This window comes from Streptomyces flavusporus, from assembly GCF_046267975.1.
Classification (GTDB): Bacteria; Actinomycetota; Actinomycetes; order Streptomycetales; family Streptomycetaceae; genus Streptomyces; species Streptomyces flavusporus.
In genome coordinates this window covers 1,696,880-1,717,232 of sequence record NZ_CP176503.1, presented here as the reverse complement: position 1 = coordinate 1,717,232, position 20,353 = coordinate 1,696,880, and the positions used below count along the sequence as shown (strand labels likewise).

At 68.9% G+C, this 20,353-nt stretch carries 15 protein-coding genes and 2 pseudogenes; 9 read left to right on the top strand and 8 right to left on the bottom strand.

Annotation, left to right across the window (positions count from 1 at the left end; genetic code table 11):
- The first annotated feature begins 133 nt into the window (after nucleotides 1–133).
- From ACKTSN_RS08370 to ACKTSN_RS08340, 7 genes are all read left to right on the top strand, one after another.
- Nucleotides 134–1,813, top strand: coding sequence for an extracellular solute-binding protein (locus tag ACKTSN_RS08370; protein WP_409468513.1), 1,680 nt, complete (start codon nucleotides 134–136; stop codon nucleotides 1,811–1,813).
- Complete coding sequence (locus tag ACKTSN_RS08365; RefSeq protein ID WP_409468512.1) at nucleotides 1,813–2,865, top strand: ABC transporter permease; 1,053 nt, start codon at nucleotides 1,813–1,815, stop codon at nucleotides 2,863–2,865. Before ACKTSN_RS08370 ends, ACKTSN_RS08365 begins: the two co-directional genes overlap by 1 nt.
- A complete protein-coding gene (locus ACKTSN_RS08360) occupies nucleotides 2,862–3,788 on the top strand; it encodes a carbohydrate ABC transporter permease (protein WP_409468511.1) in 927 nt (308 codons plus the stop codon). Before ACKTSN_RS08365 ends, ACKTSN_RS08360 begins: the two co-directional genes overlap by 4 nt.
- 203 nt (nucleotides 3,789–3,991) lie before the next feature.
- Nucleotides 3,992–6,343 (top strand): xyloglucanase, encoded by a 2,352-nt coding sequence (locus tag ACKTSN_RS08355; protein WP_409468510.1) that lies wholly within the window; start codon nucleotides 3,992–3,994, stop codon nucleotides 6,341–6,343.
- 180 nt (nucleotides 6,344–6,523) lie between these two features.
- Nucleotides 6,524–6,742 carry a hypothetical protein gene (locus ACKTSN_RS08350; RefSeq protein WP_409468509.1) on the top strand — a complete coding sequence of 73 codons (219 nt, stop codon included), beginning with the start codon at nucleotides 6,524–6,526 and terminating at the stop codon, nucleotides 6,740–6,742.
- A 101-nt stretch (nucleotides 6,743–6,843) separates the two neighbouring features.
- A complete protein-coding gene (locus ACKTSN_RS08345; RefSeq protein ID WP_409468508.1) occupies nucleotides 6,844–6,999 on the top strand; it encodes a hypothetical protein in 156 nt (51 codons plus the stop codon).
- Nucleotides 7,000–7,044: 45 nt separating this feature from the next.
- Nucleotides 7,045–9,048 (top strand): beta-galactosidase, encoded by a 2,004-nt coding sequence (locus ACKTSN_RS08340; RefSeq protein ID WP_409468507.1) that lies wholly within the window; start codon nucleotides 7,045–7,047, stop codon nucleotides 9,046–9,048.
- On the opposite strand, the gene ACKTSN_RS08335 is transcribed toward ACKTSN_RS08340, so the two are convergent.
- On the bottom strand, nucleotides 9,018–9,179 hold the full coding sequence (locus ACKTSN_RS08335; protein WP_409468506.1) for a hypothetical protein: 162 nt from the start codon (nucleotides 9,177–9,179) through the stop codon (nucleotides 9,018–9,020). The two genes, ACKTSN_RS08340 and ACKTSN_RS08335, sit on opposite strands and share 31 nt — an antisense overlap.
- A gap of 286 nt (nucleotides 9,180–9,465) precedes the next feature.
- Here ACKTSN_RS08335 and ACKTSN_RS08330 point away from each other — a divergent pair.
- Nucleotides 9,466–9,882: pseudogene (locus ACKTSN_RS08330) on the top strand (phosphotransferase family protein); the annotation flags it as partial.
- On the opposite strand, the gene ACKTSN_RS08325 reads toward ACKTSN_RS08330, so the two are convergent.
- From ACKTSN_RS08325 to ACKTSN_RS08315, 3 genes and pseudogenes are all read right to left on the bottom strand, one after another.
- A complete protein-coding gene (locus ACKTSN_RS08325) occupies nucleotides 9,879–10,718 on the bottom strand; it encodes an IS5 family transposase (protein ID WP_409467189.1) in 840 nt (279 codons plus the stop codon). The pseudogene ACKTSN_RS08330 and the gene ACKTSN_RS08325 overlap by 4 nt on opposite strands.
- 278 nt (nucleotides 10,719–10,996) lie before the next feature.
- Entirely contained in the window at nucleotides 10,997–11,440 is a 444-nt protein-coding gene (locus tag ACKTSN_RS08320; RefSeq protein WP_409468505.1) for a hypothetical protein, read from the bottom strand.
- Nucleotides 11,437–12,270, bottom strand: a pseudogene (locus tag ACKTSN_RS08315) (IS5 family transposase). Before ACKTSN_RS08315 ends, ACKTSN_RS08320 begins: the two are co-directional and overlap by 4 nt.
- 105 nt (nucleotides 12,271–12,375) lie before the next feature.
- On the opposite strand from ACKTSN_RS08315, the gene ACKTSN_RS08310 reads away from it, so the two are divergent.
- The gene (locus ACKTSN_RS08310) at nucleotides 12,376–12,579 is read left to right on the top strand and encodes a substrate-binding domain-containing protein (protein ID WP_409468504.1); all 204 of its coding nucleotides are present in this window, start codon (nucleotides 12,376–12,378) and stop codon (nucleotides 12,577–12,579) included.
- A gap of 69 nt (nucleotides 12,580–12,648) precedes the next feature.
- Here ACKTSN_RS08310 and ACKTSN_RS08305 read toward each other — a convergent pair whose 3' ends face one another.
- From ACKTSN_RS08305 to ACKTSN_RS08290, 4 genes are all read right to left on the bottom strand, one after another.
- The gene (locus ACKTSN_RS08305; protein ID WP_409468503.1) at nucleotides 12,649–14,421 is read right to left on the bottom strand and encodes a cellulase family glycosylhydrolase; all 1,773 of its coding nucleotides are present in this window, start codon (nucleotides 14,419–14,421) and stop codon (nucleotides 12,649–12,651) included.
- Nucleotides 14,422–14,494: 73 nt separating this feature from the next.
- Entirely contained in the window at nucleotides 14,495–16,006 is a 1,512-nt protein-coding gene (locus ACKTSN_RS08300; protein WP_409468502.1) for a glycoside hydrolase family 43 protein, read from the bottom strand.
- Nucleotides 16,007–16,047: 41 nt separating this feature from the next.
- Nucleotides 16,048–18,180 carry an alpha-galactosidase gene (locus tag ACKTSN_RS08295; protein ID WP_409468501.1) on the bottom strand — a complete coding sequence of 711 codons (2,133 nt, stop codon included), beginning with the start codon at nucleotides 18,178–18,180 and terminating at the stop codon, nucleotides 16,048–16,050.
- A gap of 15 nt (nucleotides 18,181–18,195) precedes the next feature.
- Nucleotides 18,196–20,181: a beta-galactosidase gene (locus ACKTSN_RS08290; protein ID WP_409468500.1), complete on the bottom strand. Its 1,986-nt coding sequence runs from the start codon at nucleotides 20,179–20,181 to the stop codon at nucleotides 18,196–18,198.
- Between the last annotated feature and the right edge of the window lie 172 nt (nucleotides 20,182–20,353).

Sequence of the window (20,353 nt, the reverse complement as noted above, 5' to 3'; positions counted from 1 at the left end):
CATCGAAGCGCTTCGACTGCGAATCACGTCGCAGTAATGGGATGTCCCCTTTCAGCTCAGCCAGTTCCAGTCACGACACCGCAGCCGACGGCCCACCGCCGGGTGTCCAGGTGCGCCATGAAGGGTTGACGCAATGACGCCGAACGCCGCTTCCGCCTCCTCCGGACCGAGCCGGAGAAGCTTCCTCGCCTCCACGGCGGTCGCCACCGCAGCGGTGGCCGGTGGGATGCCGCTGCTCACCGCCTGTGGCGGGTCGGACAGCGGTTCGCGCGAGGGCACCACCTCGGGCAAGGCCGCCGACAAGCTGCTCCCGACGTTCGTCGCCAGCGCGGTCGCCAAGCCGGACCTCCCGTCGAAGAACGGTTCGTCGGCCGGCTACACCAGCAAGGTCGACCTCGCGACCCTCGCCACCTCGGTCCCGAAAAAGCTCGGCACCGGCGCTCCCCTCAAGATCATGTCCCCGTTCTGGGGAACCCCGCCGAAGCCCGGGTGCGCGTACTACACGGCACTCGACGCCACGGTGGGCACCAAGATCACCTGGCAGAACCAGGACGGCAACACCTACGGTGAGAAACTCGGCGCCGTCCTCGCCTCCAGCTCCATACCCGACATGGTGGTCGTGCCCGGCTGGGAACTGGTCGGCAAGATCTCGAACGCGGTCACCGCGAAGTTCATGGACCTCGGCCCCTACCTGGCGGGCGACAAAGTCAAGAAGTACCCGAACCTGGCCGCGATCCCGTCCGACTCCTGGCGCATGAGCATCTTCGGAGGCGCGCTGCGCGGCATCCCGATGCCCGCCGCTCCCGCGAGCTTCATCACGCCCTACTACCGCAAGGACATCTTCGACAAGAGGGGCTACACCGTCCCCAAGTCGGCCGACGAGTTCCTCAGCTGGGCCAAGGAGGCCACCAGCGCCAAGGCCAAGGTGTGGGCCTGTGGTGACATGAGGTGGAGCTCGGCGGGCATCTTCGGTGTCCTGCCCTCCGGGACGCTCGGCTGGAACATCGGGGACGACGGCAAGCTGACGAACCGCATCGAGCATCCTGAGTACCTCGAATCCCTGGAGTGGGTCCGCAAGCTGTTCGCCGCGGGTGTGGTTCATCCCGACGACAAAGCAAACACGGGCGACCCGGGCCAGCGGTTCACCGCCGGGCAGGTCCTGGTCTACAACGGCAACGGGGCCGACTGGTGGGGCAAGACCGCCGAACAGGCCCAGTCCAACCCGGACTTCCAGATCGAGGGCATGGACTACTTCGGCGCGGACGGCGGCCACCCGACCCTGTACGCCGGCCAGCCCGCCGGCATCTGGTCGATGATCCGCAAGGGCGCCTCGAAGGAGACGATCGAGAACGCGCTGGCCGCCGCCAACTTCGCGGCAGCGCCCTACGGCACCAAGGAGCGGATGTACGTCGACTTCGGCGTCGAGGGCACCCACTACACCGTCAAGAACGGCGTGCCGGTCAAGAACGAGCTGGGTCAACAGGAGGTGAACAGCGCCTGGGTGCTGCTGGCCGCCCCGGCTCCCTACACCGCCCACCCCGACTTCCCCGAGATCGCCCGCAAGCAGGTCGAGTGGCAGCAGCGGCAGGGTGTCTTCATGAAGAAGACGTCCACCTACGGCATGAACATCGTCGAGCCGACCCGCTACGCCACCCTCTCCAGCCAGTTCGAGCAGCTGGAGATCGACTTCGTGCGCGGCAACAAGAAGCTGTCCGACGTACAGCAGGCCATCTCCACCTGGAAGTCCTCCGGCGGCGACAAGCTGCGCGACTGGTACAAGCAGCTCCTCGACAAGAACGGCAGTGGCAACTGATGTCCCTCACGGCCGGGAGCAGGCCCGACGGGACACGTCCCCCCGCGGCCGTCGAGGAACCGACGGCCGCGGTCGCCGCGGCCACCGTGAAGGAGAGCGTGCCGCGCAGGGCCGGCACGGCGGGCAAGGTTCCCTTCCGGGTCCGGTTGCGCCGCGACCGCACGCTCATCCTGATGACGCTGCCCGTCATCGTCCTGCTCCTGATCTTCAACTACGTCCCGCTGCTCGGCAACGTCGTCGCCTTCCAGAACTACGACCCCTACGCCGCCAGCAACGGCATCACGGCGATCTTCCACAGCCCCTGGGTGGGCGTGGAGCAGTTCTCGCGGATGCTCGACGACCCGCTGTTCTGGAGCGCCACGAAGAACACCCTCGTCCTGTTCCTGCTCCAGCTGGTGCTCTTCTTCCCGGTCCCCATCGCCCTCGCGCTGGTCATCAACAGCGTGATCCGGCCGAGGGTGCGGGCCGTGGCGCAGGCGATCATGTATCTGCCGCACTTCTTCTCGTGGGTCCTCGTGGTCACCGTGTTCCAGCAGATGCTCGGCGGTGCGGGCATCATCGCGCAGACCCTGGAGAAGCACGGGTGGAGCGGCTTCGACCTGATGACGAACGCGAGCCTGTTCAAGTACATGGTCACCGCGCAGGCCGTGTGGAAGGACGCCGGCTGGGGGATCATCGTCTTCCTCGCCGCGCTGGCCGCCGTCAGCACCGACCTGTACGAGGCCGCCGCCATGGACGGCGCGGGACGCTGGCGTCGCATGTGGCACGTCACGCTGCCCGCGCTGCGCCCGGTGATCGCGCTGCTGCTGGTCCTGCGGGTGGGCGACGCGCTGAGCGTGGGATTCGAGCAGTTCCTGCTCCAGCGCTACGCGGTCGGCGCGGGGGCCAGCGAGGTCCTCGACACCTACGTGTGGAACATGGGCATCCAGAACGGCGACTTCAGCTACGCGGCCGCGGTCGGCCTTGCCAAGGGAGTCATCGGAGTGTGTCTCATCCTGGGCGCGAACAAGGTCGCGCACCTGCTCGGCGAGCAGGGGGTGTACAAGAAATGAGCCTCAACACGCAGCTCATCCGCAGCCTGAAGGCACCCGCCCGCCCCGTGTGGGAGGAGCCGCCGAGCAAGGCCGGACTCACCGCCAAGGGCGCGTTCCTGCTGCTCTGCTGCCTGGGGGTGCTCGGTCCGCTGTGGATCGTGATCGTCACCAGCCTCTCTCCCAAGCCCGTGATCGACCGGGTCGGCGGCCTCGTCGTGATCCCCCAGGGCATCACCTTCGTCAACTACACCGAACTGCTCAGCGGCGGCCAGGTCAGCCGGGCGATCATGGTCTCGGTCGGCGTCACGCTCTTCGGCACGCTGTTCTCGATGACGGTGTCGGTACTCGCGGCCTACGGCCTGTCCCGGCCGGGCAGTCTGGGGCACCGGTTCTTCCTGATGATCATGATGGCGACCATGTTCTTCGGAGCCGGGCTGATCCCGACGTACCTTCTGGTGCAGTCGCTGGGCCTCACCGACACCTACCTGTCCCTGATCCTGCCGAGCGCGGTCAGCGTCTTCAACATCCTCGTCCTGCGGGCCTTCTTCATGGGGATCTCCCCCGAACTCACCGAGTCCGCCCGCATCGACGGGGCCAGTGACCTGCGCATCCTGCTGACCATCATCATGCCGCTGTCCCGGGCGGTGCTGGCCGTCATCTCCCTGTTCTACGCGGTCGGCTACTGGAGCGCCTGGTTCAACGCCTCCATCTACCTCACCGACCAGCAGATGATGCCGCTGCAGAACGTGCTCATCCAGCTGGTCCAGAAGAACACCGAGGCGCCGACCGGCCTCGCGTATGCGGTCCGCACCGGTCAACTCTCTGCCCTGGGGCTGCAGATGGCCGTCATGGTCCTCGCTCTGATCCCCGTCGCCGTCGCCTCCCCCTTCGTCCAGCGGCACTTCAAGAAGGGCATGCTCACCGGAGCCATCAAGGGCTGAAACGTACCCCCACAGACCTGCCTCCACCTCCAGACCTCGCCCCAACACCAAGAGGAGACAGCCGGTGGCCGCGCTCAGCGACGCGCCCCAGGGGCGGTTGCACATCGTCAACCTCGCTGGGGCGGACTCATTCATCTAGGCGATTTCCGTGTGCCGCGCGAGTCGAAGACCAACCTCTCGTATCCATCGCAAAGGAGAACATCATGCGACGACGCACGTTCACCGCCTCCCTCGGCGCGGCCGCGGTCGTGGCCGGTGCCCTGCCCGCCCCGGCCTTCGCCAAGGCCGATCCGCGAGGCATGGACGCCTACATCTGGAAGAACGCCGTCGTCAACGGCGGCGGCTTCGTGCCCGGCATCATCTTCAACGAGACCGAGCCGAACCTGATCTACGCCCGCACCGACGTCGGCGGCTGCTACCGGTGGCAGGAGGACTCCCGGACCTGGAAGCAGCTGCTCGACTGGGTCGGTCGCGACAACTGGGGCTACTACTACGTGGTCTCCATGGCCACCGACCCGGTCGAGACCAACCGCGTCTACGCCGCGGTCGGTGCCTACACCATGGATTGGGACCCCAACCCCGGCGCGATCCTCTACTCCGACGACAAGGGCGAGACCTGGGGCATCGCCGAGCTGCCGTTCAAGCAGGGCGGCAACATGCCCGGCCGCGGCATGGGCGAGCGCCTGGTCGTCAACCCGGCCGACAACGCCGAGCTGTACCTGGGGACGCCGAGCGGCCATGGACTGTGGCGCTCGCGCGACTACGGCCGCACCTGGAGCAAGGTCGAGTCCTTCCCCAACCCCGGCAACTTCGTCGTCGACCCCTCGAACACCTACCTCGCCGACAACCAGGGCGTGATCTGGATCGACTTCGACCAGATCGGCGGCAAGATCTATGTGGGCGTCGCCGATCCGGCCGACCCGCTGTACGTCTCCTCCGACGGCGGCGCGACCTGGCAGCCCGTCCCCGGCGCGGCTGCGGCGCTCGGCAGCGTCGACGGGAACCGCACCATCCCCAAGCAGTCCGCAGTGGACAACACCAACGGGTACCTGTACGTCATCACCAGCCACGACCCCGGCCCCTACAACGGCGCGCCCGCCTCGGGCAACGGCGGCAAGATCCAGCGGCTGGCGACCCAGACCGGCGTATGGACCGACGTCACCCCCGCCTACAACCCGAGAGGCCAGATCCCCGGCTTCGGCGGGATCACCGTCGACCGCCAGAACCCCGGTACTCTGATGGCGTCCACATGCAACAACTGGTACCCCGACGAGATCCTCTACCGCTCCACCGACTCCGGCGCCACCTGGTCGCTCAGCTGGGACTACGCCGAAGGCACCGCGCGCACCGATCGCTTCGCCATGGACAGCAGCGCCGCCCCGTGGGTGTCGTGGAACGGCACCGACCAGGGGCCCGCGTACGCGGTCAAGCACGGGTGGATGATCGAGGCCCTGGCCATCGACCCGCACAACTCCGACCGCATCATGTGGGGCACCGGCGCCATGATCTGGGGCACCGAGGAACTGACGCGGTGGGACACCCAAGGCGAGCTGATCGGCCGGAACGACGCCGGCCAGCGGATCGCCCTGCCGATCGAGAAGTTCACGGTCAGCGTGCGGGCCGAAGGCGTGGAAGAGACCTGGGTCCGCGACATCGCCGCCCTCGGCGGCACCCTCGTCTCCGCCATGGGCGACGTCAGCGGCTTCGTCCACACCGACCTCAACCGGGCCGAGCCGATGCTCCGCCCCGGCTGGGGCGGCAACAGCCTCGACTTCGCCCAGTCCGACCCGAACGTCATCGTCGGCAGCGGCGAAGTCAACGTGGACGTGGACACCCACGTCATCGTCTCCACCGACCGCGGCAAGACCTGGAAGAACGCGGCGCGGCTCGACGGCGTCCCCGGCGGCGGCTCCGGCGTCGTCGCGATCACCGCCGACGCCTCCGCGCTCCTGTGGTCGCCCAGCAACACGGACAAGACCCCGGTCCGCAGCACCGACCTGGGGGCGACGTGGAGCCCGGTCCAGGGTCTCCCAGCGGGAGCCAGGATCCGGTCCGACCGCGTCAACTCGTCCGTCATGTACGCCTTCTCCGGCGGCACGTTCTACCGCAGCACCGACAAGGGCGCGACCTTCACCGGCACCGGAGCGACCGGCCTGCCCACCGAAGGCGTCGACGACTTCCGGACCGTCCCCGGCCGCGCGGGCCACGTCTGGCTCGCCGGCCGCAGCGACAAAGCGGGGGTCGCAACCGGCTTGTGGTTCTCCAAGGACGGCGGCGCGACCTGGACCCGCATCAGCGCGGTCGACCTGGCGATCGGGGTCGGCTTCGGCAAGGCCGCCACGCGATCCGGCTATCCGGCGATCTACATCTCGGCCACGGTCGGCGGCCAGGACGGCATCTTCCGCTCCACCGACGGCGGAGGCCGCTGGTACCGCATCAACGACGACGCCCACCAGTGGGCCTTCGCGGGGAGCGCCATCACCGGCGACCCGCTCGTCTACGGCCGCGTCTACCTCAGCGCCCGCGGCACAATCTACGGCGACATCGCCGGCTGAGGCCGCCGCCGCCCACTACCTGTTCGGCCGTTAACCGCACCGACCTCACCGGCCTGGCCGGTCAGGACCCCGGTCCGTCCCCGGGGCTGGACGCCTCGGGGACGGACCGGCCCCGCATACGCGCTCATTTCCCGGAAGGACGCCATGAAACGCTCACTGTGAATCCGATCGCGGATCGCCTTGGCGGTGATCGCGATGGCGGCCATGGTCACCGCCGCGGCCCCACCGGCCGGCGCCCAGCAGGCACCGCCCCCGGTGCAGGCGGACCAGCTCACCTCGACCTACCAGTGGTCCTCCACCGGGCCGGTGATCTCACCCAAGCCCGACGCGAGCCACCCCGTCGTCTCGGTCAAGGACCCCACCGTCGTTCGCTACAAGGCCAGTGGCTGGTCTACCTGACCACCGCCGACACGTCCGGACGCTGGAGCCTGGCCTACCCCGGCTTCTCCGACTGGTCCCAGGCCGGCAACGCGCCGCAGACCTTCCTGGAAACCCTCTGGATGAGCCCCGACGGCGACGCCTTCGCGCCGCTGCACCGCGCCGGACCCGGCGGCGAGCTCGCCGCGTCCCTCGACTTCCCGATCCGCCTCGCCAAGGCCGTGCGGCTGTCCTTCCCGGAGCAGCCGCTCGACGTCGAAGCGATCCGGGTCTACTGAACCGCCCTCGCCCACCCGCCACCGACCTGAAACCAGAGGAACCCCGTGAACCGCTCCGCCGCAGGCCAGAACCTGCCCGATCTCATCGTCGGCGCGAACTACCACCCGCACGACTCCGACCCGGCCACCTGGCGGCGCGACGCCGCGATGATGCGCGAGGCCGGCATCCGCATGGTGCGCCTGGGTCACCTCGCCTGGGACACCTTCGAACCCGCCGACGGCGACTTCCGCTTCGAATGGTTCGACGAGGTCATGGACCTCATGCACGAGCACGGGATCGGCGTGATCCTCGACATCGCTGTCCGGCCCGCCCCGCTGTGGCTCCATCGCAAGCACCCCTCGATCGACGTCACCGACGCGAACGGCAACCGACTCTACGCCAACCACCGCTACATGGACGACGTCGGCGACCCCGCGTTCCGCACGCACGCGAAGCGGTTCGCCGACAAGCTGACCAAGCGCTACGCCGCCCACCCCGCCCTGGCCGCCTTCGGCATCGACAACGAGCCCGGCGACGGCCCGATCTCCTACTCCGAGACCGTCAGGTCGCGCTTCATCGCCTGGCTGGAAGCCAAGTACGGCACCACCGAGGCGCTGAACGCCGCCTGGGCCGGCCACCGGTGGTCCCGCCGGATCGGCGACTTCGCCGAGGTCGGTCTCCCCAAGTCCGGGCACTACTCCGGCGCCCCCGAGCGCGTACTCGACTTCCGCCGCTTCGTCTCCCATGAGGTCGAGACCTACCTCGCCGAGCTCCTCGACATCGTCGAGACGAACGCGCCGGGCGTCCTCACCACCGGCAACATGTGGTACTACAGCCACGGCAGGCACTTCGACTACGCCCCGCTCGCCTACACCGGACGGATCACCCGCGCTGGCAACGGGTTCTACCCGGGCGAGTCGATCATCGACACCGCGGGCCTGCGCGCCATCCTGTTCGGGGTAGCCCGCATCCAGTACGAGAACACGACTCCGTTCTGGTGCACCGAGTTCACCACCATGACCGCCGTCCCCGGCTCGATCCGCAGGTCCGCCTACGCGTCCCTGATGCTCGGCAACCAGCTCGTGTGCGGCTGGACCTGGCAGACCATGCACGCCGGCGAAGAGCAGTTCCTCCAGGGCATGGTCGACTGGGACGGCCGCCCGAACCGCAAGCTCGACGAGTACCGGCAGATCGCCGCCGAGTTCGCCAAGCTCGAAGGCCGCGGCTTCCCCTACCGGCCCCGACCCGAGATCGCGGTGGCGCTCGACTTCCCGAGCCAGATCGCGAGCGCGGTCCTCCCCGAGCGCCACGACGCCCAGGCGCAGACCGCGTTCGAAGCCGTCATCGACCGCAACCTCGACGCCCGCCTGGTCGACCTCGCCCGCAGCGAGCTCGACTACAAGCTGCTCCTCATCCCCGGCGTGCTGGTCCTCGACGAGGCGGCCGCCTTCCGCATCCGCGCGTTCGTCGAACGTGGCGGGACCGCGATCATGACCTCGTACTCAGCGACGCTCGACGCCGACGGGCAGGCGTTCGCCACCACCCGGCCGGGCCGGCTCGACGACGTCTTCGGCATCCGCGTCGGCTCCTACGAGGAGACCGCGATGCTGAACGAACTCGCGCACGGCCGCACCGGACACGAGGTGCTCGACCTCGAGTTCGACGGCCGCGCCATCGCCGCCGCGACCCCGCGGTTCGACGTGGTCGAGCCGGTCACGGCCGACGTCCTCGCCCGCGCCGCCGGACTCGACGGGAACCGCCCGTTCATCACCGCCAACCGGTACGGGGCCGGACGCGCGGTCTACATCGCGCTCCCGGCGCGGCGCGAGGTCCTCGACCCGCTGCTCGAATCCGAGATTACCCGCCTGGGCATCGACCCGGGCCCGTCGGTCCCGCCGGGGGTGATGGCCCGCGCCGTCGACGACCGCCATGTGCTCTACCTCAACCTCGACGCCGAACCCAAATCGATCGTTTTGCAGGGCAAGGCGACCGGTGTCCTCCGCAAAACGCGCTACGACGGCGGGCTCACTCTCGGCGCCTACGATGCCGAAGTGGTCGAACTCGACTGACTGCCCTCGTCGGCCGCCCGTCCGCGGTCCCCCAGGTCGCGGACGGCCTCCTCGACCCCGATCAGATGGTTCGCTATGCGCACCCGCGCCGCGTCCGCGTCCCTGCTGCGCAGGGCCCGCCAGATGGCCACCGTACGTGCTCCTCGTGCGTGCGCCTGTCGGTGCCCTCCTCGCGGAGGCTTCGCCACAGGCGCCGACGACGCCTCGTTCGACATCGACCACTGGGCGACCCGCGTCGCCAACCGTCCCGGGAGGGTCGCATGAAGCAGCAGGTCCTCGTCCTCTACCTGAACACCTCCGCGCTCACGGTCGCCAAGATGACGGAGTACTTCGCCGTCCTCTATCGGTTCGGGGCTTTCACTCTGAGGCGGCTCCGCCGAAGATCCTGGCGATGGCCATGCAGCCGCACGACGGCAAGCCGCCGACCTGTTGGCCCGGCTACATTTGGCCGCACGCGAGCTGACGCTGAAGGGGCGACGCCCGCAGCCGATCCCACGCTGCGAACGGTGCGGGCATTGGGCTGACCTGCAGGACCCGGACCTCGATGCGACACTCGTTGACTGGGAGCGCCAACAGCAGCAGATCGCGGTTCCCCTACTCTTGCATGGAGATTTCTACCGTAGAAACCTGATTTGCCGGGAAGGGACCATCGCCGGGCTGATCGACTGGGACGAGCTGCGAGTCGACTTCCCCGAACGAGAACTCGCGTGGGCGACATGGGAGCTGTCGAAGAATCCAGCCGGTGACACACTCCTGCACGACCGAGCCCAAGACTTCCTGGATGTCTACTCTCAGAGGGCGTTTGATGTAGACGAATTGCCGTTTATTTCCTAGTAAGTTCCTCGCCAGGTTGGTGTGGTCTCGTCCGTTATGCGCTTGGTGAGGTTGTCGATCGAGGCGATGTGGATCATGGCTTCGGAGCTGGCGGGCAGGGTCTCGTAGTCGCGGGTGAGGCGGCGGTGCATCATGATCCATCCGATACTCCGCTCCACGACCCAGCGTCTTTTGACGACATGAAAGCCGCGGATTTCGGGGTTTCTTTTGACGACTTCGACGTCGATTCCGAGGTTGGCTCCGTGCTCGATGACGGCGTTTTTGAAGCCGGTGTCGACCCACGCCTTTGAGATGGTGGGGTAGGTCTTCTTGGCCTGGTCGAGGAGTTGTATTCCTACGGCGTTTTCCGACAGGCTTGCGGCGGTGACGGTTACGGCGAGGAGTAGGCCGAGTGTGTCGGTGATGATGCCCCGCTTCCTACCGACGATCTTCTTTGCGGCGTCGGTTCCCTGGCTGGTCAGGGGTACGTTGGTGGAGGTCTTGACGCTCTGGGTGTCGATCACGGAGGCGGTGGGTTCGGGTTTGCGGCCTTCCTTGACGCGGGCCAGGCCGGTGAGGTCGTAGTTGAGCTGGGCGAGGATTCCTTCGTCGCGCCAGGCGGCGTAGTAGGCGTAGACGGTGCCGTGGTTGGGGAAGTCGTGCGGGAGGTATTTCCAGGGGATTCCGGTGCGGTTGACGTACAGGATTGCGTTGAAGACATCGCGCAGTTCGACCTGGGCCGGCTGGCCGGTGGGTCTGCGGTCGAGTCGGGCTTTCCTCCAGGCGGATAAGGTCGGTTCGATCAACGCCCATCGGGCGTCGGACAGGTCGCTGGGGTACGGCTTGCGCTGGCTCACGAAAGGGCTCTTACACGAACAGCACCGCTGACAGCGGTACTTGACCGGCTGGGCGTTTCCATGACGTCCATAGACCAGACGGAATCTGGGTGCGAGATGCGGAGTAAATAGGCGCCGAGGCTGGAGCCTGGAAGGCCGTGAAACTGCACGTAGGGCGTGAATCACTCCAAAGAGATCACGCCGCAAGAACGACGCAACACCGCAAGCCATACCTAAACGCCCACTCAGAGGGTGTTATGCGGCTTTCCGTCGGCCCGCTGTGGAGCCGGATGTGACTGTTAATCAGCGCTTTGTGCTTGTGGAGGCGCGAGGGCGAACAGGCCTGGTGAGGGCTCGGTAAGGATACCGCGGGCGGTGAGTTTCTTGAGCTTCGAGCGCGTGCCTTCGACGTGCCGGGGCTCGGTTCCAGCCTCCAGTGCCTGGCAGATCTCCTTCGCGCGTAGTGGTCCAGCGGCGTCGGTGAAGGCGGCGAGGATCTGCTGGTAGGCGGGGGTGGCAGACCGCGCGGCGTCGGTGGCCTGGTCGGGGTGGACCTCGGCGACCAGCGCCATGACGGTCTCGCGGGCGTCGGCCCATCGGTCGCGTTCGTGTTCGGCCGCAGCCAGGGCGTCGGTGACCTTGGCCACGCGTTCGCGCAGGTCGGCGACCTCGGCGTCAGCCGCGGCCTGGCGGGCGGTGAGCTTGTCGAGCAGCGCCGCGACGGTGAGCGCACCGGTGCTCACGACCACCGCCACGGCAGGGTGCGGGTGAAGGTGAGCCGTCGGGTCATGTTCGCGGCCGCGGCCCAGTACAGGCGGGAGGCCGTGGAATCAGGATTCTTCTCGTACTCACGCGCCAGCCGCCGGTGCAGTATCAGCGTGCCCTGCGTCTACTCGACCACCTATCGTTTCGGCAGCGGCCGGAAGCCGCTCTCGCCATCGAGGCGGGATACGACCTCCACCTCGATGCCGTGCAATGCGCCGTGGATGGCGACCTCGTCCTTGAACCCGGCGTCGACGAACGCCTTGCTCACCGTGGGGTTCTCGGCCGCGACCCGCGTGAGCAGCGCGGTACCGATGGCGTTGTCATGCGCGCTCGCGGCCATGACCACGACCGCGATGATCAGCCCCATCACGTCCACCGCCAGCCCGCGCTTGCGTCCCGGGGTCTTCTTCGCCGCGTCCAGGCCGGTCGTGGTCTTCGGCACGCCGGCGGCCGCACGCACCGATTGCGAGTCGAGTACCACCGCGCTCGGGTCCTCGGCACGCCCGGCCGCCTCGAGCACCTGCATGCGTAGCAGGTCATGGATTTGCTTGTCGGTCCCGTCCCGCCGCCACAGCGCGAAGTAGTAGTACACCGCCCCGTACGGGGGCAGATCGCGAGGCAGGTAACGCCACTGGCAGCCGGTGCGCGTCTGGTAGAGGATCGCGTTGACGATCTCGCGCATCTCGTACCGGCCCTGATGCCCGGAGACCGATGGATGCGCCGCCTTCCACGCTTCGATCACCGGCCGGATCAACTCCCACCGCTCGTCCGACAGATCGCTCGGATACCTGACCTCGTCGTATCTCACCACCCCAGCCCAGCACGCCAAACCTGGTGGCGGGCCGAAACCGCCCCGGCGTCAGGACAACGAGCGAGGACAAACCTTCAAAACCTCACATAACACCTTCTGAGTGTGGTCGGCTTCGACGACGTACCGGCCGTGGCCTGGATGGATCCGCCCTTGACCACGGTCCATCAGCCGCTGGCCGAGATGGCGACGGCTGCCACCGAACTGGCTCTGGCGCTCGGCCGCGGCGAGGAAGTGCCGCAGGTGGGACTGGAGATCGCGACCACCCTCACCGTCCGGGAGAGCACGGCTCCTCCGAAGGAGGAGTGAGGGGGCCTCTGGACACGCGTGCCTTGGTTGCCGGGGAAGGGCAACCAGGGCGAGGGGCGGGTCGGTCGGTCAGGAGGTGGGTGTGACGCGAGTGCCGGTGACCGAGTCTCCGGACTTCTTGACGTGGTGCATGAGCTTTTCGCCGCTGTAGAAGTGGAAGGTCAGTGTGACCAGTTCGCCGTCGCGCAGCGCGTCCAGGAACTCGGTGGTCAGGATGATCGTGTCGTTCGGGTAGTCCGGCTTGAAGGACTTGTTGAACTCCTGGTACGGGGTCCAGTCCGTCTGGCCGGCGTTGCTGCCGTCGCCGTACCTGGCCTCCATGGTGGCCAGCACGTCACCGCGGTACTGCGTGGGGATGGTGAACGCGTCGGTCTTGCCCGTGGCGTCGGACAGCACCGGGGCGTCGTGGGTGACCACCTCGATCCTCCAGGGCAGCCCGCGGGAGAACCGGGCCTCAAGCGTGGCGTTCACCCCGTACTCGCGGTCGCCCGTCAGCCGGGTCAGCGCGCCGGCCGTGAGGACGAGCCGCGTCTTGTCGAAGAGGGTGTAGTCGCGTCCCTCGACGAGCTTGGTGTTGCCGTGCCACAGGCCCCGGAACTTGGTCCCATTCAAGTTCAGGGTGAGGCCCTTGGCCGTGATCGGTTCCGACTTCGGCACGAAGACCTTGTCGAAGGAGGCCGTTCCCGAACGGGTGGTCCAGCTGGACTTGATCCACGCGATCAGGGCGGGGTCGGTCCACTTCAGGGTCTCCCGGTTCAGGTAGGCCCACGTTCCGGGGTCCCACAGCGCGGTGGTGACACCAACGAGGCGCGCCGCGTGTCCGAAGTGCTCGTAGTACTTCAGTGCCTCGCCCCGCTCGACACGGGAGGGATGGTTGTGGTCGGGCCAGCCGAGCAGGCCGTACTCACCGAGGTAGACGGGGATGCCCCGGGCGATGAAGGTGTCGCGCATGCGGGCGAAGGCGTCGTTGAGGTCGTTCTGGGCGACATCGTCGTAGTGGGTGCCGCCCGCGATGTTGATGCTGAACGGATACCAGCTGTAGTAGTGCACGGTGGCGATCAGGTGGGGGTCGTTCAGCGACTTGATCGTGGTGTACAGGTCGTCCATGAATTTCTGGCCGGGCGTGCATCCGTCCGTGGGCAGCATCAGCAGGCGGTCGGTGTTCCCCCCGCCCGAGGAGCGGACGATCTTGTGGAAGGAGGTGTTCAGCTCGTGCAGGAGCTTGGCCTTCTGCTCGGCCGTGGCGTTCTCGAACTGCGGCTCGTTGACGCTCTCGAAGATCAGGGTGCGCGGCTCGTCGCGGAATGTCTGGGAGATCTGGGTCCAGGTCGAGTTGAAGCGGGCCAGCACTCCGTCGTGGTCGGCGGGCATCTTCTTGATCCACTGCCACGAGTCGTGGTGGACGTTCAGCACGACGTACAGGCCCTCGTCGAGCGCCCAGTCGACGACCTCCTTGACGCGGCTCATGAACGCGGCGTCGACCGTGTAGGGGGCGGTGGCCGACTGGTGGTCGGTCCAGGTCACCGGGATCCGGACGCTGCGGAAGCCTTCCGCGCGGATGGTGGTGAACAGGTCCTTGGTGACCTTCGGGTTGCCCCAGTTCGTCTCGTCGGGAATGGCGTCGAGGGTGTTGCCCAGGTTCCAGCTGGGCTGCATCGCCGCGACGGCGTCCATGGCACGGGCCGGAACCCGGACCGTCGACCTCGTGGGTGCCGCCTTGTCGTCCGGTGCGGCCGATGCGGTACCGCCCGCCAGTCCGACCATGACGGCGAGCGCCATCAGGATGCCGGTCAGTCGTCCTGGGCCGCGGCCGCGGTGACGTCTGAAGAGCGAGGTGCGCATGTGGTGTCCCTCTCTCGACCGGTCGTACGGGTCGGTGCGATCGGTGGTCCGGAAGCGGGGCAGGAGCGCCCGCTCAGGGTGCGAGCGGTTCGTAGTCGAACCAGTCGAAGTGGACGGTGCCTTCGGCGGCGTACATGCCGATGACCCGGCCGGTGAAGCCGCCGGCCACCTCGGTCGACAGGTAGCGGCCGTCGAGCGTCGCCAGAGCGGTGAAGATGCCGTCGGGTTGTTCGATGCCGAGGGAGAAGGTGTCGGGTCCGGTGCACGGCCCGTGCGGAGGCGGCGGGTCCGTGATGGTGAGGGCGAGGACCAGCGGCCCGGCGGGTACGGAGTGTTCGGCCACGACCGTGCGCAGGGAGCCGACGCGCGCGATCACCCTTACGTCCGTCCCGGACGCCTCGATCGCGTAGTGGTGCCGCTCGTCCAGCCGGACGGCGAGGCCGCCGCGCCCCTGCTCCGGGTCGACCAGGGTGCGGGCCCGGCAGGTGAGGTGCTGCTGGCGGCGGCCGGTGAACACCACGTCGGGCTCGTCCAGGGAGCCGCCCCGCGCGCGGAGCGTCAGCCATCCGGGGCGCTCCTTGGTGGTGCAGAGCTCGGCGGGGCGGTCCCGCACGGAGATCCAGGTCGGCCCGAGTTCGCTGAGTTCGAAGTCGTCGCGCCGTTCCTCGGCGGGAGCGGGGGAGAGCGGCCAGGGGAACGCGGACAGGTCCAGGGTGACCTCGCCGACGACCGGCCAGCCGTCCTCCCAGGTCACGGGAGCCAGGAAGGTCTCGCGGCCGAGCACGTGCCAGCCGGGCGTGCCGCCGCGCGGCCGTACGCCGAGGAAGACCATCCACCACGAGCCGTCGGGGCCTTGGACGAGGTCGGCGTGGCCGGTGTTCTGGACGGGGTGGTCGGTGCCGCGGTGGGTGAGGATCGGGTTGGCCGGGCACGGCTCGAACGGGCCGGCCGGCGTCCGGCCGCGGGCGATGGACACGCCGTGGCCGCGCTCGGTGCCGCCCTCGGCGATGAGCAGGTACCAGTAGTCGCCGATCCGGTACAGGTGCGGCGCCTCCGGGGCCTTGGCGCCGGGTGCGCCGGACCAGAGCTTGTGCGGTGTTCCGTGCGTCTGTCCGGTGGACGGGTCGAGGCGGACCTGCGCGACCCCGGCGACGGTGCACCAGCAGGTGCCGTCCTCGTCCCAGGCCAGGTCGGGATCGATGCCGGGCACGCCTGGCGCCGGGATCGGATCCGACCACGGTCCGGCCGGGTCGGTGGCCGTGACGATCAGGTTGCCGCCGCCCTCGCTGCAGTTGGTGACGATCAGCCAGAAGCGGCCGTCGTGGTGGCGCAGGGTGGGGGCGTAGATGCCGCCGGAGGACGGCATGGAGGCCGGCAGGCGCAACTGCTCCGGCCGGTCCAGGGCGTTGCCGATCTGCCGCCAGTGCACCAGGTCGCGGCTGTGGAACAGGGGTACGCCGGGGAAGTACTCGAAGCTGGAGCAGGCCAGGTAGTAGTCGTCGCCGACACGGCAGATGCTCGGGTCGGGGTGGAACCCGGGGAGCACGGGGTTGGCAGGGCGGGCGGGCTGGTTCTGAGCGGGCACCCTTGGTCGTCCTTTCGTCGGGTGGGCAGCAGGGGCGGTGCTCAGGGAGCGTCCGGCTCCGTGCGGGTGATGCGCAGCAGCGCCGCGGAGGGCGCGGTGGGCAGGGTCACGGTGAGGTCGGCGGTGTCCGGGTTCCAGACGGCAACGGCCTGACGTGCGGCGGGGTACAGCACCTCGACACAGGCTGCGCCGTCCGCCCGTTCAGGCAGCCGGAGGGTAGTGGTGGCCTCACCGCCCGGGCGGCGCCAGACGGTGAGGTAGGTGGTGGCGGGGGTGTGCAGGGCCAGGGCGAGCCAGGGGTCGTCCCAGGCGGGAAGGCCAAGTGGCCAGGAGGGCAGGGCCCGGGGCAGGTCGGCGCGGATGGCCTTGTACGCGGTGACCGCCTCATGGACGAGCGCGCGGGCCTCGGGCCCCAGCTCCTGGAGGCGGCCGGAGAGGTGGATGCGGCCGAGGAGGGCGTTCGCCATGGTGAAGGCGACCTCGTCGAGGGAGTCCTCCGGCTGTGGGTAGGCCCAGACGGCTCCCTGCTCGGGGGTGACGGCGGTGGGTGCGGAGGCCGCGATGGGCGCGTAGTGGTGGAGGTTCTGCTGGTCGCTGGTGGACTGCAGTTGCAGCCGGGACAGCAGGGCGTGGTCCCAGCGCATGCCGCCCGAGGCGCAGTTCTCCACCACCAGGTGCGGATAGCGGTCGAGGACGCCGTCGAGCCAGTCCAGCTGCGCCCGGTTGTGGCCGAGCAGACCGGCGCCCGGGGTCTCGCCGGGGTGGGCGCTGGTGCCGGAGCCGGGGTCGATGTTGTGGTCGAGCTTGAGATAGCCGACGCCCCACTCGCCGACCAGGCGGTCCACGACCTGGTCCAGGTGGGCCCGGGCGGCCGGGTGGCGCAGGTCCAGGTGATGGCGGCCGCTCTCCGTGACGCGGACGCCGTCGCGGCGGAAGAACGCCTCGTCGGGCAGGGACTTGGCCATGGGGCTGTGGACGCCGATGACTTCCGGCTCCAGCCACAGGCCGGGCACCATGCCGCGTTCGCGGATACGGTCCAGCACCTGGTGGATCCCCTTCTCCCCGGGGAAACGTGAGGCGGATGGTTCCCAGGCGCCGACGCTGGTCCACCAGCCGTCACTGTCGTCGTACCAGCCCGCGTCGATGACGAAGTACTCGGCGCCGGCCTCGGCCGCCGCGTCGATCAGCGGCAGCAGCTTGTCGGTGGTGGGGTCTCCCATCAGGCAGTTCATGTAGTCGTTGAAGATGACAGGCAGACCCCGGTGGTCGGGATGCGGGCGGCGGTGGGCGCGGCGGTAGCGGGTCAGCGCGGCGAACGCGGCGTCAGGGCCGCCGTCGGCGCTGAAGGACAGGGCCACGGGTACGGTGCGGAAGGCGGCGCCGGATTCCAGGGGGTGCCGCCAGCCGTGGTGGGTGTCGGTGGGACCGAACAGTGCCGTGTAGGCAGCGTGGTCGTGCTCTTGGCACTCCCAGCGCCAGCCCCCGCCGTTGTGCTCGATCTGCCACATCCAGGTGCGGCCGGTGCGCCGGTCCGTCAGGCCGCCCATGGGCAGGTGTCCGCAGCTGGACCAGGAGCCCTGTCCGGTCAGTTCGAAGCCGGCCTTGCCGTGCCCGTACTTCACGCGTCCGCTGACGGCGGGTGTGGTCCGGCGCATCGGCTGTCGCTGCCAGCGGCATTCGGCGAGCCAGTCGTTGTCCGCCCACAGCAGGTCGGCGGCGTCGACGGCCGTCGGGTCCTGCGGGGTGAGGCAGCCCACCGCGAGGGAGCTGACCGACTCCAGGTGCAGCGTGGACGGCCCTTCGTTGCGCAGGGTCACTTCGCTGCGGAGCACGGGGATGCCGTCCGGTGACCGGTAGGTCACCTCTGCGACCAGTCCGGTTTCCGGGTCGTGGAGTTGGACGGTCAGGGTGTGCCAGTCGCCGTGGCGGGCCGCGTGGTGGGTCCGGTGGCGCAGCCGCTCGCCGAGGGCGGTCCCGATCAGGCGGCTGCCCGACCAGCCGCGGCCGTGACCCGCGGCCGTCACCTCCACCAGAGGCAGGGACGCACCGGGGTCGCTGCCCGCTTCGCCGGGCAGTCCGAGATGCGTCAGGCGGACGCTGCCGTCGTCGCCGAGGACGAAGTCGAGATGCAGGGCCTCGTGACCCCAGCGCAAGCTCCGCTGTTCGTTTTCCATGTGTCCTTTTCCAGGTCAGTGGCCGCGCAGGACCGCGCAGCCGCCGGGCGGCAGTTCGTGGGCCGTTGTGCCGGTGAGCAGGTTGTGGGCGGGCTCCGGCAGGGGCACGGCGTCCTCGGTGTGGTTGATCAGGACGTGCCAGTGGCGGCCGTCGGCTGCGTGCCGGGTGACGGCTTCGACACCGGCCGGCAGGCCGGGTACGTCCGGTTCGACACCGGCTTCCTTCAGCAGGCGCCCGACGAGAGCGCCGTAGTCGGCGTCGTCCAGACGCGTGGAGACATACCAGCCCTGCCCGGTGCCGAAGCGGTGCCGGGTGAGTGCCGGGCTGCCCGCGAGCATGCCGTGGGTGTAGGCGGCGAGTGTTTCGGCGCCCTCGGCGCGCAGGGACTCGCTCCAGACGGTGCCGTGCGAGCCGTCCGAGAGGGTGATCCGCTCGTCCGTACGTAGCGGCCGGTGCTCCTCGACGCGGATGCCCAGCGCCTCGCGCAGCGGTCCGGCCGGATAGCCACCGAGGCGGGCGTGCATGCGCTCGTCGACGTATCCGGTCGCGTGCTGGACGAGGAGGGTCCCGCCGCCGGCGACGTAACGGCGCAGGTTCTCGGCGCCCTTGTCGGACATAAGGAACAGGGACGGCGCGATGACCAGCCGGTAGCGGATCAGATCGTGCTCCGGGTGGGCGAAGTCCGCCGTGACGCCCGCGTCCCACAGCGCGCGGTGTGCCCCGGCGAGCGGCGCGTGGTAGTCGAGGCGGGAGGAGGGCAGGCCGTCCACCTCCAGTGCCCACATGGCGTCCGGGTCGTCGAGCACGGCCACGGACGCGGTGACCGTCGATCCCGCCAACTCCCCGAGCGCGGCGACCGCCTCACCGCTCTGTGTGACCTCGCGGAAAATACGGCTATCGGGACCCGCGTGCGGAAGCATCGCCGAGTGCCAGGTCTCGGCGCCCGCCCGGGACTGCCGCCACTGGAAGAACAGGGCGCCCTCCGAACCGCGCGCGATGTGGCCGAGGCTGTGGCGCAGTACGTCACCCGGCTCCTTGCCGATCACCTGCTCGCCGTCGTAGACCGTGCTGGTGCCCTGCTCCATCAGCAGCCACGGGCGGCCGCCGGCCAGGGAGCGGGAGCGGTCGGCGTAGAAGGCCACATGTGCGGCGCCGTCGAGGCCGTTCGCGTCCGGGTACTGGTCGGAGGTGACGACGTCGAGTTCGCGTGCGAACGCCCACAGGTTGAGCCGCAGGTAGTAGGGCAGCATCAGGTTCGTTGTCACCGGACGGTCGCTGTGCTCGCGGATCGCGTCGCGCTGCTCGCAGTAGGCGGCGATGATCTCGTCGGCCCAGAAGCGGTGGAAGTCCACTGTCTGGCCGGGGTTCTTGTGGTACTGCGTCGCACGCGGCGGCAACACCTGCTCCCAGGAGGAGTAGCGCTGGCTCCAGAAGGCCGTGCCCCACGCCTCGTTGAGGGCGTCCAGCGAGCCGTGCCGGGCGCGCAGCCACACCCGGAACGCGGCCGCCGCGTGGTCGCACCAGCAGAGTGTGCCGTACTCGTTGTGTACGTGCCACAGCGCGAGGGCGGGGTGGTCGCCGTACCGTTCGGCCAGCGCGGAGGCGATCCGGCGGGCCGCGCTGCGGTAGGCGGGCGAGGCGAGGCAGTAGGTGTCGCGGCTGCCGTGGACGAGCCGGGTGCCGTCGGCCCTGACCGCCAGCGCCTCGGGGTGGGCGAGGGTGAACCAGGGCGGCGGGGAGGCCGTCGGGGTGGCGAGGTCGACGGCCACGCCGTTGGCGTGCAGGCGTTCGATGTGGGCGTCGAGCCAGGAGAAGTCGTAGCGTCCTTGCTCGGGTTCGAGCAGGGCCCAGGAGAAGACTCCGAGGGTGGCCAGGTTGACCCTGGCCCGGCGCATGAGCTCGTCGTCCTCCTTCCAGACCGGCTCGTCCCACTGCTCGGGGTTGTAGTCCCCGCCGAAGGCGAGGCCGCCCAGGCGGTCGGTGATCCTGCGTGCCGTCATGACGGCTCCTCGGTTATGGAGAGTCGTGTGGCAATCTGATGGAGTGTCAGCACACCTGTGAGGAAGGCCCTTCCCGCAGTGTCGAAGCGCTTCACCTCATGGGGAAGTTAACGGACATGTTTCATACGAAACAAGAGCTTGGACGCGAAGAAAGTTTCTCTGTCCTCGTCCG